The organism is Pedobacter petrophilus, from assembly GCF_009674725.1.
In the GTDB taxonomy this organism is placed as follows: Bacteria; Bacteroidota; Bacteroidia; order Sphingobacteriales; family Sphingobacteriaceae; genus Pedobacter; species Pedobacter petrophilus.
Map to the genome: position 1 here is coordinate 13137 of NZ_WKKH01000016.1, position 14530 is coordinate 27666.

Below are 14530 nucleotides of genomic sequence, written 5' to 3' on the forward strand. Positions count from 1 at the left end.
CCCGGTAAGCTTCTTTTGTACCTATTCATTTTGTTGGGCTCAAAAATGGCCTTAGCGCAACAGGCGGTTCGAAAAGATATCTCGCTGAACAGCGACTGGCTGAGTATTGCTGATGAAAAAAATATAAAGGCGCATGATGGTTTTCAGTCTGAAAAATACAGTATTGCCGATTGGAAAAAAGTAACAGTTCCACATAACTGGGATCAATACGAAGGCTATCAGCGGAAACTTCATGGCAATAAACATGGTTATGCATGGTACAGAAAAAGCTTTAAAACAAATGATTTGAAAGCTGGTAAACGCTTTTTTCTGTATTTCGAGGGCGTTGGTTCTTATGCTACTGTCTGGCTTAATGGCAAACAAGTTGGTTATCATCCCGGGGGAAGAACCACTTTTACGTTAGACGTAACCGATGTAATCAGGTTGCAGAATCAGGACAATTTACTGGCAGTACGGGCAGACCACCCGGCGAATATTCAGGATTTACCCTGGGTAGATGGCGGTTGCTCAACCGAACGTGGGTTTTCTGAAGGCTCGCAGCCTATGGGGATTTTCAGGCCGGTTCACCTCATTGTAACCAACGAAACCAGAATAGAGCCTTTCGGCATTCACATCTGGAACGACAATAAAATTTCAGAAAAATCGGCGGTTTTAAATTTCACAACCACGGTAAAAAACTATTCGGCAAAAGCAAAATCAATAACCGTAATCAATCAGCTATTTGATGCTGAAGGCAATCTCGAAAAAACACTGAATAAAGAAATTAATCTTCCGGCAGGAAAAATTACAGATGTTAGCCAAAAAACAGATGAAATTGTCAACCCTAAATTATGGTCGCTGCAAAAGCCATACTTATACACCTTAAAAACCACCATCAAAGCGAACGGAAAGTTGGTTGATGCATTGGAAACCCCCTATGGCATCCGTTGGATTAGCTGGCCAATTGGTGAACAGGCAAGTCAGAAAGTCTTTCTGCTTAATGGAAAGCCGGTTTTTGTTAACGGAATTGCAGAATATGAGCATTTAATAGGCCAGAGCCATGCGTTTACAAATGAACAGATTTCCTCACGCGTGCGGCAGATTAAGGCGGCAGGTTTTAATGCTTTTCGCGATGCACACCAACCCCATAATTTGTTATATTCTGATTATTGGGATAAGGAAGGGATTTTATGCTGGACACAGATGGCGGCACACATCTGGTATGATACGCCGGCATTCAGGTCTAATTTTAAAAAGCTTTTAACAGATTGGGTTAAGGAACGGCGGAATAGTCCGGCGGTAGTGCTCTGGGGACTGGAAAATGAAAGTACTTTACCAGAAGACTTCGCAAAAGAATGCACTGAACTAATTCGGAAATTAGATCCAACAGCTTCATCCCAAAGAAAAGTAACTACTTGCAACGGTGGAAAAGGTACGGATTGGGATGTGCCACAAAACTGGACGGGTACTTACGGTGGTAATCCATTAACTTATGGTGAAGATTTACAGCGGCAGGTTTTGGTAGGGGAGTATGGTGCCTGGCGAACGATAGATTTGCACCAGACGGATGCGAATGGCAAAGGCTATTCTGAAAACAAAATGACCGATTTAATGGAAACGAAGGTGCGTTTGGCAGAAACGGTGAAAGATAAAACGGCAGGTCATTTTTTCTGGTTATACAGTTCGCATGATAATCCGGGTCGGGTACAGGGCGGAGAAGGCCTGCGGGATCTGGATCGAATTGGTCCGGTGAATTATAAAGGCATGTTTACCCCCTGGGAAGAACCGACTGATGTTTTTTACCTGTTCAGAGCCAACTATGCGCCGAAAAAAACGGAGCCAATGGCTTACATTGTTTCGCATACCTGGCCAAACCGCTGGAGCAAACCCGGAATAAAAGACAGTATTGTGGTGTATTCAAACTGCGATGAGGTGGAGCTTTTTAATGATATAGATGGCGAATCGCTGGGCAAACAGAAACGTGGCGTTACCGGTACGCATTTTCAGTGGAATAACCCCAACATTAAATACAATGTACTTTATGCAGTGGGTTATGTGAACGGAAAGGCTGTTGCAAAAGATCAGATTGTATTAAATAATTTGCCGGAATCGCCGAACTTTAATCGTTTAATTGGTAAAGATGAGGATGTTTTGAAGCCGGAAAAAGGTTATCAATACCTTTACCGCTTAAATTGTGGCGGTCCTTCCTATAAGGATCGTTTGGGTAATGAATGGCTTGCAGATCAGCAACTTGGTAATGACTTAAAACATTATGGATCTACCTCCTGGACGGCCGCTTTTCCCGGTGTTCCGGCATTTTTTGCAAGTCAGCGAAGAACATTTTCTCCTATTGAAGGCACTGAAGACTGGAAACTTTTTCAATCATTTAGATATGGAAGAGATCAGTTAAAATTTAGTTTTCCAATTCCGGCAGACGGCGAATATTTAGTTGAACTTTATTTTATTGAGCCCTGGCTGGGCATTGGCGGTGGAATGGATGCCGAAAAAATGCGGTTGTTTGATGTTGCAATTAATGATAAAACGGTGTTGAAAGATGTAGATATCTGGAAATTGGCCGGCACAAACCACGTTTTGAAAGAGACGGTAAAAGTGAAAGTGAAGGCAGGGCAGCTGGTGGTTTCTTTCCCGCAAATCAAGGTTGGTCAGGCAGTTATTTCAGCCATCGCGATTGCTTCTGTAAATCAAAAGATAAAAGCAGGTGCGCAAAGCAATTCGATATTCAAGCTGGCAAATGAGCAGAATTTCAAGGCAAATAGCTGGATGGATATTGGAGATCGTCAGTTTTTAAATCAACAGAAAGGATTCACGCAACTGCCACCAAACTTATATGGTGCAGAATGGATTCAGCCGTTGGATTCCGGGACCAGTCGTAATCTGAAATTCCAGTTAAATGATGTGGCGGATGTTTTTGTAGCGATTGCTGAGCAATCGAAAATACCAGAGGGTTATGAAGATACCAAAACACAAATTGAAAATAGTGAGCGTGAAAAGTTTCCCGTTTACCGGAAGCGGTTTAAAAAAGGAGCTGAAGTAACGTTGAATTTTGATTTTGCAACGGTTGCCGTTATTCCACCGAGTGATTTAGCACCGGCATATGATTTAAAAACCGTTTCCACCTATAAGGCAACCGAGGCAACTTTAAGAGGACAGCGCATTGTTAGGGCAGAATTGATGGATAAACCGAGGGTAAAATTCACAGCAGCTAAAGGTGGAATTTTAGAATGGAATATAGGGGTTGGTGTCGCCGATACCTATTCACTGACTATTAAATATCATAATCCTTTTAAAGAGGTGTTAAAAGCTACCATGGAATTTCTATCTGCTGATGGCACTTTAATGAAGACAGAGCCATTAGAATTTGCGCCAACTAAAGAAGGGAAATGGAACTATTTAAATACCAATACCGGCAGCATGATTAATGCCGGGAGCTACAAAGTTCGCCTGATTGCCAAAGATGCAAATGAATTAAGCATCGATGCTTTGGATGTACAATAGTTGAAGGTTATGGGTTATAGGCTGCGGGTTAAAGGTTACAGGTTATTGAGCTGGGCGTATATTGGTTTCTTGTTACAACTTTAGCCCATAAGGTAAGTTTACCTTATAAGGGTAAAGACGATATTTAAAAATCCTGGTATAGCCGTCTAGACTGGCAGCTTATAACCTGCAACTCATAACGAAAAGGCTAACATACTACAACATATAGCCAAAATATGATATTAATGTTGATATTTAGTCATGCATATTTGTTTTAACCAAATTAATAAACGAGCCAACAAATAATGAAAGGTCTACCCATTTTCGATCTGGCCATTATCGTCATATACCTTGTTGGAATGATATTAGTTGGGGTTTATTTTTCTAGAAAAAATAAAAACTCCGAGCAGTTTACGAAAGCCTCGGGCCTGATTCCCGGATGGGCAATAGGTTTATCAATTTATGCAACATTTTTAAGCAGCAATACATTCTTAGGGGTACCCGGAAAAGCGTTTGGAAGCAACTGGAATGCTTTTGTCTTTAGCATCTCAATGCCCTTAGCCGCCTGGATTGCCTCCAAATACTTTGTTCCTTTTTACAGAAGTAGCGGAGAAATTTCTGCTTATACACATCTGGAAAATCGTTTCGGTGCCTGGGCAAGGGTTTACGCAGTCGTTTGCTTTTTGCTTACTCAGCTGGCCAGAATGGGATCTATCTTTTTCGGAATTGCCTTAAGCCTGCAGGCTTTAACGGGCTATTCGATGCAAATGATTATGGTGGTGATGGGAATTTGCATCATTATTTACACCGTTTTAGGCGGTATTGAAGCCGTAATATGGACGGAAGTGGTGCAAGCCGTAGTGAAGACCTTTGGTGCACTATTAATCCTATACCTCATTATTAGTAACATGGATGGTGGCGTTTCTAAAATTATTGAGATTGGAAAATCTGCCGATAAATTTAGTCTCGGCAGCTTCAAGCCAGATTTTGTAGGTTCGTCATTTTGGGTGGTTTTATTGTATGGTTTTTTTATCAACCTGAATAACTTCGGGATGGATCAAAATTATATCCAGCGTTATCATACCGCGTCATCCGGTAAGGCTGCCTCAAATTCAATCTGGCTGTGTGTTTGTTTATATATCCCTGCATCGCTGCTGTTTTTTATTATAGGATCTTGTTTGTTCGCTTACTATGAGGTTAATCCGGATTTGATTGCTTCGATTAAACACCAGGTAGCGCTGGAAAGATTGCCCTTAAATGCATCAACGGCAGAGCTCTTAAAAGTCCAAAATGCTTTGCAACCATCAGATTACGGAGATAAGATTATGCCACATTTTATGGTGACTAAAATGCCAGTCGGGTTGGTAGGGTTGATTGTTTCTGCCATTTTATCGGCGGCCATGAGTACAATCAGCTCAGGAATGAACGCTTCGGCAACGGTATTTTCGATTGATATTTACAAACGATATTTAAAGCCTGACGTTACCGAAAAGCAAAATTTATCATTGCTGCATGTAGCGACTGTTGGTTTTGGCTTGTTGGGCATGATTGCTGGAATTGCCATGATTGGTGTGAAAAGTATTCTGGATGTATGGTGGCAGCTTTCGGGCATTTTTGCCGCAGGTATGCTGGGTTTATTTCTGTTAGGCATTGTTAGCAAAAGAACTAAAAATCACGAAGCTGTCATCGCCACCATTATCGGGATCTTAGTGATTATCTGGATGACAGTTTCCTCGCTTCTGCCACCCGAATATAAAGCTTTTAGAAATCCACTGCATCAAAATATGATCATCGTTGTAGGTACATTAACCATCTTTTTGGTGGGAATTGGCCTGACTAAATGGAAGAAACAGAAAGCAAAGTCTGCGCATTAGGGCATATTACTTGGTCAGAAATGATTATTTAAACACAATATTTACCATAGAAAATTACGATGGAAAACGCACAGAAAGGGTTCATCCCGGTTATGCTCACGCCTTTTTTAAGCGATGGAACCATTGATTATCCTGGCTTAACGCAACTTACAGAAATTTATCTACAGGCAGGTGCATCTGGATTATTCGCCAATTGCCTTTCGAGTGAAATGTTCGAATTGAATTCTGAAGAGCGACTTCAGGTCATTAAACATGTGGTTAAGGTTGCAAATGGTGCAGTTCCGGTTGTGGCTACAGGTACCTTCGGTGGTACAATCCCACAACAGGCAGATTTCGTGAAAAAGGTGAGCGACACAGGCGTAGAAGCTGTTATCGCAATTACAGGTTTGCTGGCCCGGGAAGGTGATTCTGATGCGATTTTCAACGATCGGGTTTTTGATTTACTGAAGCAAACCAATGAGATTCCACTCGGCTTTTATGAATGTCCGGTTCCATACAAAAGGGTTTTAAAACCACAGCAACTGGCAGAATTTGTTGCTACAGGAAGGGTGATTTACCATAAAGATACCTCACTGGATTTGCTGCAGATTAAGCAAAAGCTAGCTTTGACTGAGGGACATGCCTTTGGTTTGTATGATGCTTATATGGCCCACGCAGTAGAATCCTTAAAGGCCGGGGCTTCCGGTTTATCTTGTATTCAGGGCAATTATTTTCCGGAATTAATAGTCTGGTTGTGTAATCATTATAGTGATGAGACTTTAGTTGAAGAAGTTGCGATGGTTCAGCAATTTTTAATTGATCATATGGAGGTGATGCATACTGTTTATCCTGCAGTATCTAAATATTTCCTGCAAAAAAGAGGTTTAAATATTTCAACTTATACGCGAAGAGCGGTTGGTGCGTTAACTTCAGCAGTAGTTGGAGATGTGGATAAGCTCTTTGCAGATTATACCGCTTTGCGAAGTGAACTGAATATTGAGGTTAATATTTGAGACTACTTATAGGCTTCCAGGCTTAACGGTTTCGTCAGTGTGGGGTTTCGATTCTTCATCGAAACGAAGCAATTTTTTTCGTTAGGCAGATTGCTTCACACCATCGCTATGGCCTTGTCTTCCGTTCGCAATGATGGTTTTTGTAGGCGGTTTTTTAACCTTGCAGGTTCAAAAACATGCGAGTAAACTTAATTTAAATACTTACGTTTATAATCCAACGGCGTCATTGCGGTCACTTTTTTGAAGTGCCTGTAAAAGTTGGATACATTATTAAATCCACATTCAAAGCAGATAACCTCGGTTGGAAGTTTATTTTCTATCAGGAATCTACAGGCGTGGCTTACTCTGATTTCGATGAGAAAATCATAAAATGTTTTTTTAGTCATGAGTTTAAAATACCGGCAAAATGAAGTAATGCTCAAATTGCTTAAAGAAGCTACTTCCCCGAGGGTAATGTCCTTTTTATAATTGCTCAAAGTATAATTGCAAATCTTATTGATTCTCAGCGTTTCTGCTTCATTGGATTGATAAAAAGCGTTTTTGCCGGCTACAATCGTCTGGAATTCATCAGTTTCTGCCAATGTTTTCAATATGGAAAGGAGAATAATAATTCGGTCTAGGTTAGTGGCGCCGATCGCGGCACGCATGAGCAAAACCAAATGCGCTTTCGCCTTACCATATATAATCATGCCGCCTTTTGCTTTTTCCAATAATTTAGGAAGGAGATACGCCTCCGGTAAATTCATTAAATGTTTCCCCAGGCAATCAGGAAGAAAATGCATAACCATGGCTTCGGTATGGAGTGCCGGATTATTTTGAAAGTATTCATCCTTACAGCGCCAGGTATGGGGTAGGTTTTCGCCCAAGAGCACCATTTCGTCAGGCTCAAAATTATTGATGTTATCACCAATGAAACGGACACCTTCACCCTTAATCACATAATGCAGCTCCAGTTCGGGATGATAATGCCAGATATTGCCAAAGTCGGGTTTTACATCATGCCTGATGCTAAATGAGTTTTGAAGGGTTACCGGAACTTTATGAAAATGTGGTTTCATACTTGGTTAAGGAATTTGGTTAGCATCAATATTCTAATCTGTTGTAAAGCAGATTTTAATAGTTGTTGGTTATTGTTGTTATGATAATATTGTACAATAACTAGATAAAAAGTATCATAAAATAGTATTTTTGATTGTTGAGTTTTGTGTAATGCCCATAGGGATTAACCAAATATAGAACTTACAAATTATTTTTATATAAATTTTTTGTTCATTAATAAATTATGAGTCCGAATAAAACGTTGAGAATTTCCGGGGTTATCAGTAAATATTTTAGGGTTTCTATACGGGGTACGCATCAGCAAAAGATTTCCAGATTAAGAATATTTTAACGATTCAATACAAACCCCTTCCATACTAATGCGTTCGTTGTAAAGGCTCAACAAACCAAATCAGATAAAATTTAACCAAGTCAAATATGAAATCATCAATCTTCGCATTGTTACTTACCATTTCCAGTATAGCTACAGTCTTCGCGCAGCAAATGACCGCCGAAGAAAAATTAAAATATGAAAAGGCAATTACCGAAAGGGCTGACAAAATTGTGGTTGGTTTAGGCATAACAGATCAGCATAAATCTGAAAAGGTTAGGAATCTCATAAAAGATCAATACAGCAACCTGAACGATATACATTCGGCGAGAGACTTAAAGGTAAAGCAAATTAAAGAACTGCAGAAAGATAATAAAGCGGAGCGAGATTCGGCATTGGCAAGGGAAACCCGCAATACGGAAAGTGCTTTAAACATGCTTCACAAAAAATACCTCAATAAACTTTCGGCGCAATTAACTGCCGCACAAGTAGATTTAGTGAAAAACGGCATGACATATAATGTATTGCCCATTACCTACAAAGCTTATCAGGAAGAGATTCTAACCCTAACAGATGATCAGAAAAAACAGATTCTGGTGTGGTTAACAGAAGCCAGAGAGCATGCAATGGATGCAGAATCGTCAGATAAAAAACATGCCTGGTTCGGGAAGTATAAAGGCAGAATCAACAACTATTTATCTGCTGCCGGTTACGACCTTAAAAAAGAGGGGATAGCATGGGAGCAGCGGCGAAAAGCAAAAGCACGACAAAATTAGATTGGCATCGGGAGATATAAAATGATCTCCTGTTTTTTTTTAATTTTTTTATTCAAGAATGTTACATTTATATATGAATTTTATTCCTACCTTGGATTTTAGTTTTAGAACAGTATTTTTCTCTGGATAAATGAATTATAAGGTTTGATCAAATTATTGATATCAAATCTAATCAGCCCCAAAAGAGCTGTTTACTAAAGCTAAAAGATTGAACCCTATTTTCTAACCAAAATAATTGATACCAAACGAAGATGAGCCATTGATCATGTATTATGACCAGATACGATAGTCTGATTATAACCATCGCCGCTCTTCTAAAAAGAAATTAAACAGCAATCATATTTGTCATTGAAAGTAATGCGCAGCAATCAACTGGTTGTAAGCGGCTACCATCAGCCAAGCCGACTAAACTGAATAACAACTAACCAAATATAAAAATGAACTTAAAATTTTTACGCAAAATTTCTTTGTCCTTTCTGCTGATGATCGTAGCGAGTACAATTCTGTTTGCTCAGGAAAGAAAAATCACCGGAAAAGTGGTTGATCAGTCTGACGGACAGGGTATACCCGGTGTAAATGTAAGTATTAAAGGAGTGCCGAGTAACGTAAGTACAAATGCAGATGGCGTTTACACCATTCAGGTAAAAAGTAACACTGATGTTTTGGTGTTTTCCTACATCGGTTACGCCAGGCAGCAAATCACAGTGGGTACACAAACATCGCTAAATGTGAAGCTGGTATCGGATAATAAAAATTTAGATGATGTGGTTGTGGTGGGTTATGGCGTTCAAAAGCGTGCAACCCTCACCGGGTCTGTTGTTGATATTAAGGCTTCAGAAATTGAAGATTTACCGGGAACAAACGTAGCTGCAGCATTAAGTGGTCGTCTTTTAGGTGTTGGCGTAAGTGGCGGTATTTCCCGTCCCGGGGTGCCAGCGAAGATCACGATCAGAAACCCAAATACCTTATTTTCTAAAGATGGCGGTAGTACCGATCCGTTATATGTAATTGATGGAGTAATTCAGATTGATGGTCAGGGTAAACCAGATGCAACAAATTTCGGAAATTTAGATGCTTCTGAAATCGAAAGCATGTCCTTTTTAAAGGATGCGTCTGCTGCTATTTATGGTACCAGAGGCGGTAACGGGGTGGTGTTGGTGACTACGAAACGTGGCAAAACCGGTAAGCCCAGAATTTCTTACAGCGGGTCTTATGCGATTAATGACGAGGCTTATCGCACCAAAATGATGAGTGCTTATGAATTTGGGCAATACATTAATATTATGAATGGTCCGAATGGTGGTGCAAAACTTCCTGGCGTGGATAACTTTTTTACGGATGATGAGTTGGAGCATTTCAAAAATGTTGATTATGATCGTTTAGAATCTGCATGGAAATCAGCTTACGATTTACGCCATACTTTAAGTATCAGCGGTGGGGCAGATCGGGCAACCTATTTCGCTAACGCATCTTACAATAAACAAACAGGAAACTTAGCTACATTAGATTATAACCGCTGGAATTTCAGAGCCGGAACAGATGTAAACGTAGCTGCAAACTTTAGAGTAGGAATCCAGCTCTCCGGAAATAACAATGATCTGGTAAAAACTTTTAATAAAGTTTCTGGTGAAGGCGTAGAAGATGATTACAAGAACTTATTATTAGCTCCGCGTTATGTGCCGGAATATATTGATGGTTTACCCGTGAAATTACCAGGAACCACAAATGACTTGTCGAGATATCACTTTGGTGAAATTAACAGGCTTAATAATTTAGCCACCACCAAAAGCAATTTATTTACAGTAAATGCTTATGCAGAATATGAATTACCATATGTTAAAGGTTTAAAAGCAAGATTAGCGTATGCCAGGAACTCTGGAAACTCTGTAGGTGATCAGGTAGGTACATCTTATACACTGTACGAATTTAAAAGATTAGGTGGAAACCAACACATTTATGAAGGGGCTACCATGTCGAGTTCATTAAGGGTTTCTAACGGCGACAGACTATACTATGCCAATACTAATCAAAAAAGTGAGCAAACTAATTTTGTTTTAAATTATGCCCGAGATTTTGGTAAACACTCGGTAAGTGGTTTATTTACAGTAGAAAAATCAGAGTCTGAAAATGCCCAGCAAGTGGTTTTTAAAGCAAATCCCATCGCTGCCACCAATGGACAGTTTAATTCTGCTACCGGAGCGATTGATGGTTCTACAACAGCTAACGAAGCAGGATCATTATCTTACGTTGGTAGGGCAAATTATGCATATGCCAACAAGTATCTGGCCGAATTTTTATTCAGAACCGATGCTTCCACCAAATTTGCTCCTGAAAATTACTGGGGTAAATTTTATTCAGGATCAGTGGGGTGGGTAATTTCAGAAGAAAGTTTTTTCAAAGTCCCGGCGGTAAATTACTTAAAATTAAGGTATGCTTTTGGGGTATTGGGTAACGATCAAACCAAACCCTGGTTATGGCGTCAGCGCTATACTTTTCAGGATGGTAAAGGTGGCGTATTTGGAGGAAACGGTGCAACAACAGCAGGTTTTAAAATGGAGGCAGCACCAAACAGAGATGCTACCTGGAGTACAGAATACAAAAATAACGTGGGGATCGATTCCAAATTCTTAAAAAACCGCTTAAGCGTTAACGTTGAAGGGTATTATAATTTAGCGAGAAATATTTTAATTGAGCCAACAGCAAGTTTGCCGGCAACAATCGGAGGAACAGTAGCCTCTGTTAACTTTGGTTCTGCAGATTATTTTGGTTACGAACTGGGTATTTCATGGGATGATAAAATCGGCTCCGACTTTAACTACGGCGTAAGTGCACGTTTTGGCTGGAGCGATGACCGGGTTAAAATTGGAAACTTTAATGCCAATGATAATTTAAAACCATGGATTGCAAAACCAGGCGAATCATCTGATAATGGCAAGTGGGGATACGATAACTTAGGTATGTTCAAAGATCAGCAGGAAATTGATAACTATGTTCGTGACCATAACATTACCCAGGTATTTAAATTACCGTCAGCGCAATTAAGACCAGGTACGCTTTACTACAGAGATGTTAGGGGGCAGCTTCAATCTGATGGAACTTTTTCCGGACCAGATGGAATCATAGATGAAAATGATCAGGTTCAACTGGCGAAAAAATCAGCTAATCATTATGGTTTTGGTATTACCCTGAAGGCAGGATACAAAGGCTTTAGTTTTGATGCCGTAATCGCCGGTTCATTTGGTGGCTGGGCAGAAATTGACGAGCGAAAAGCGTTAAATGTTTCCATCGCCAGAAACTTTACCAGTTTGCCAAATATCTGGGGAAATATTTATGACCCGGTTCTTAATCCTTCCGGAACAATGCCGAATCCTAATTTTGCCGATATAAACTTAACACCAACTTCTAACTTCTACAGGGTAAGTGCTTTCAGAATTCGTATTCCAAGTTTTAATTTGAATTATACGTTACCAAAATCGATCGTTGAAAAATTAAAAATTAATAACGCAAGGGTTTTTGCTTCTGCTTTAAATCCGGTAAACCTTTATAATCCATATACATACAAGGGCCCGGATGGCGCATGGGATGCCTATCCAAATTTGAGAACCATTTCTTTTGGCCTTAATTTAACCTTGTAGTTTATATCAAAAATTGAAATTCAATAATCTGTTATAGAGATGAAAAGAAATAAAATATTATGTTTAATAGCAGCGGTAACAATGGTTGTTGCCGGCTGTAAAGATTCTTTTTTAGAAGAAAAGCGTGACCTGGCGGGATATAATGAGGAAGTTTTTAAAGATCCTGCACTTGCTCAGGGTTATGTAGATTATGTATACGGTTTGTTTTTACCGGCAAACAATGCACAAACGTTATCATGGAATATAGGAACAAGTAGTGATGTTTTTGCAAGAACTACGGATGAATTTGCAGGCGAAACTGACTTTAATAAACTATGGGCAACTATTAGTTATACCAACAGTCATGCTTTACCTTATTTCGGCGCCAGATTAACAACCAGTGTGGTAAATAATCCATATACCCGTTTAAAACAAATCAACATCTTCCTGGCCGAAGTAGATAAATATGGTTTGCCGGAAGACTTAAGAAATAAGCTTAAAGGGCAAATGTACTTTTGGAGAGCATGGCAGTATTTTGATTTGGTAAGATTATATGGGGGAGTTCCGCTTGCATTAGTGCCTCAGGATCCCATTTCAGAAGATGGTGTTTCATTGCAGATTCCAAGAAGTTCAACTTCAGCGTGTATCAAACAGATCATTGCAGATTTTGATATGGCGCAGTCTTTATTGCCTGGCAAATGGAGCAGTAACGATTGGGGCCGCATTACCAGTGGTGCGTGTGCAGCAATGAAAGGTAAAGTATTGTTAACCTGGGCGAGTCCGCTATTTAACCGTACTGATGATGTGACCAGATGGGAAGAAGCTTACAAGGCTAATTTAGCAGCCAAAACTTTACTGGAAGCTAACGGGAGCGGGTTATTTAAAACCGGTGGCACGGCAAATGGAACAGCCTGGGGAAACATGTGGTTTACAGAGGTAAATAATCCGGAAGCAGTTATTGTATATGGCTTTAACAATTTAGCGATCGGTGGAAATACGACGAAAAATAATGGATGGGAGCAGGCAGCCAGATCCAAAGAGATAAACGGAGGTGGCTCTCTTTCTCCAACCAAGCAAATGGTAGATGCTTTTCCAATGAAAGATGGTAAAATGCCAGGTTCATCAAGCTATGCTTACGATGCTAAAAAATTCTATAAAAACAGAGATCCACGTTTCTACAAAACTTTTGTTTATAACGGTGCAATATGGCCTTATAACAGCAATACTGGCTCAAACTATAAACAATGGACTTACAAATGGTATAAAACTGCGGCAGAAACGATACCGAGTTTATCAACAGAAACAAAAGGTGCAAACGCAAGTGGTATCTATTTATGTAAAGCCACAGATCCGGCTGCTTCTAATGCAAATGGCAATTTCCAACAAAACGGTATGGATTTTATGGAAATGCGTTTTGCAGAAGTTATTCTAAATCTTGCTGAATCTGCGATAGGATCAAATAGATTAGGAGAAGGTTTAGAAGGCATCAAATCGATAAGAGAACGTGCCGGTGTAGAAAATTTAGATGGTGCTTACGGTTTAGCTACTGCAACCAGCAGAGATCAGCTATTCTCGGCTGTTCTGAAAGAACGAAACGTTGAATTTGCATATGAAGGGAAAAAGTTTTTTGATTTAAGACGCTGGATGTTATTTGAAGAAAACTCTCCTACTGCAGCACGTTTAGGGATCAAACCTTTAAACGGCACCAGAAGAACCGGGTATTTTATTACGGTTAAAACACTTGCTGGTGCTAAATATGTAGGTACTGCCGATCCGCTAATTAAACCGGCAACCGGAAATGCACCCGTTATTGATCGCGATCCGGCAACCTATCCAACACCGAACGGCAGTGCGAACTATGCAGCCTATTTAGATTATTTATACGATAATTATTTTGTAATCACTGAAAAGGATGATTTGGATCCAACAAATCCTGCCAGCTGGAAATTTACCTGGTATCCGCAATATTATTTCTTCGGACTGAACGAAAATATTTTAAGTGCTTCTCCTTACCTTGATCAAACAGTAGGATGGAATAGTTTAAAAGGTGCAGGCACATTCGACCCGCTAAAATAAAGTTGATTTAAAGCATTGAGATAAGTTAGCGCAATCTCGATTTATATATTTGGTTTGGAAGAGGGGGGCAGCGAGTGCGCTCCTCTTTTTTTATTCAAGAATGTTACATTTATATATGAATATTATCTCTATCTTGTAACTCAGCTACGAAGGTGATATTTACGTATTATGAGTGTTAAAAAATGAGACTAATACTCATTTAGCATTGAAAAAATGTAGTTGAAAAACTTTAGATTAAATGTTAATTTAAAGCATAATGTATTTCTAACCAAAAACTTATAACCAGGATTGATCAAAGAAGTGAGCCGAAAAATAAATATAAATTGCTGAGCGATTTCAGAGAAGCATTTATCGA

General features: G+C 39.7%; 7 protein-coding genes. 6 read left to right on the top strand and 1 reads right to left on the bottom strand.

Features of this window, described 5'->3' with window-relative positions:
* Positions 1-45 precede the first annotated feature (45 nt).
* The 3 genes from GJU39_RS11925 to GJU39_RS11935 all read left to right on the top strand — a co-directional run bounded on the left by GJU39_RS11925 (position 46) and on the right by GJU39_RS11935 (position 6340).
* Positions 46-3495 (top strand): malectin domain-containing carbohydrate-binding protein, encoded by a 3450-nt coding sequence (locus tag GJU39_RS11925; protein WP_245227837.1) that lies wholly within the window; start codon positions 46-48, stop codon positions 3493-3495.
* 284 nt (positions 3496-3779) lie between these two features.
* The gene (locus GJU39_RS11930) at positions 3780-5348 is read left to right on the top strand and encodes a sodium:solute symporter (RefSeq protein ID WP_154281030.1); all 1569 of its coding nucleotides are present in this window, start codon (positions 3780-3782) and stop codon (positions 5346-5348) included.
* Positions 5349-5407: 59 nt separating this feature from the next.
* Positions 5408-6340, top strand: coding sequence for a dihydrodipicolinate synthase family protein (locus GJU39_RS11935; RefSeq protein WP_154281031.1), 933 nt, complete (start codon positions 5408-5410; stop codon positions 6338-6340).
* A gap of 188 nt (positions 6341-6528) precedes the next feature.
* Here GJU39_RS11935 and GJU39_RS11940 read toward each other — a convergent pair whose 3' ends face one another.
* Positions 6529-7398, bottom strand: coding sequence for an AraC family transcriptional regulator (locus GJU39_RS11940; RefSeq protein WP_154281032.1), 870 nt, complete (start codon positions 7396-7398; stop codon positions 6529-6531).
* Positions 7399-7816: 418 nt separating this feature from the next.
* Here GJU39_RS11940 and GJU39_RS11945 point away from each other — a divergent pair, with 418 nt between their 5' ends.
* From GJU39_RS11945 to GJU39_RS11955, 3 genes are all read left to right on the top strand, one after another.
* Positions 7817-8485, top strand: coding sequence for a DUF3826 domain-containing protein (locus tag GJU39_RS11945; protein ID WP_154281033.1), 669 nt, complete (start codon positions 7817-7819; stop codon positions 8483-8485).
* Positions 8486-8922: 437 nt separating this feature from the next.
* Positions 8923-12120, top strand: coding sequence for a SusC/RagA family TonB-linked outer membrane protein (locus GJU39_RS11950; RefSeq protein ID WP_154281034.1), 3198 nt, complete (start codon positions 8923-8925; stop codon positions 12118-12120).
* Positions 12121-12159: 39 nt separating this feature from the next.
* Positions 12160-14175, top strand: a complete 2016-nt coding sequence (locus tag GJU39_RS11955) for a RagB/SusD family nutrient uptake outer membrane protein (RefSeq protein WP_154281035.1) — start codon at positions 12160-12162, stop codon at positions 14173-14175.
* The last annotated feature ends 355 nt before the right edge of the window (positions 14176-14530 follow it).

Coding starts and splice junctions, on each gene's coding strand:
- GJU39_RS11925 (WP_245227837.1), top strand. CDS start 46: ATGGCCTTAGCGCAACAGGCGGTTCGAAAAGATATCTCGCTGAACAGC.
- GJU39_RS11930 (WP_154281030.1), top strand. CDS start 3,780: ATGAAAGGTCTACCCATTTTCGATCTGGCCATTATCGTCATATACCTT.
- GJU39_RS11935 (WP_154281031.1), top strand. CDS start 5,408: ATGGAAAACGCACAGAAAGGGTTCATCCCGGTTATGCTCACGCCTTTT.
- GJU39_RS11940 (WP_154281032.1), bottom strand. CDS start 7,398: ATGAAACCACATTTTCATAAAGTTCCGGTAACCCTTCAAAACTCATTT.
- GJU39_RS11945 (WP_154281033.1), top strand. CDS start 7,817: ATGAAATCATCAATCTTCGCATTGTTACTTACCATTTCCAGTATAGCT.
- GJU39_RS11950 (WP_154281034.1), top strand. CDS start 8,923: ATGAACTTAAAATTTTTACGCAAAATTTCTTTGTCCTTTCTGCTGATG.
- GJU39_RS11955 (WP_154281035.1), top strand. CDS start 12,160: ATGAAAAGAAATAAAATATTATGTTTAATAGCAGCGGTAACAATGGTT.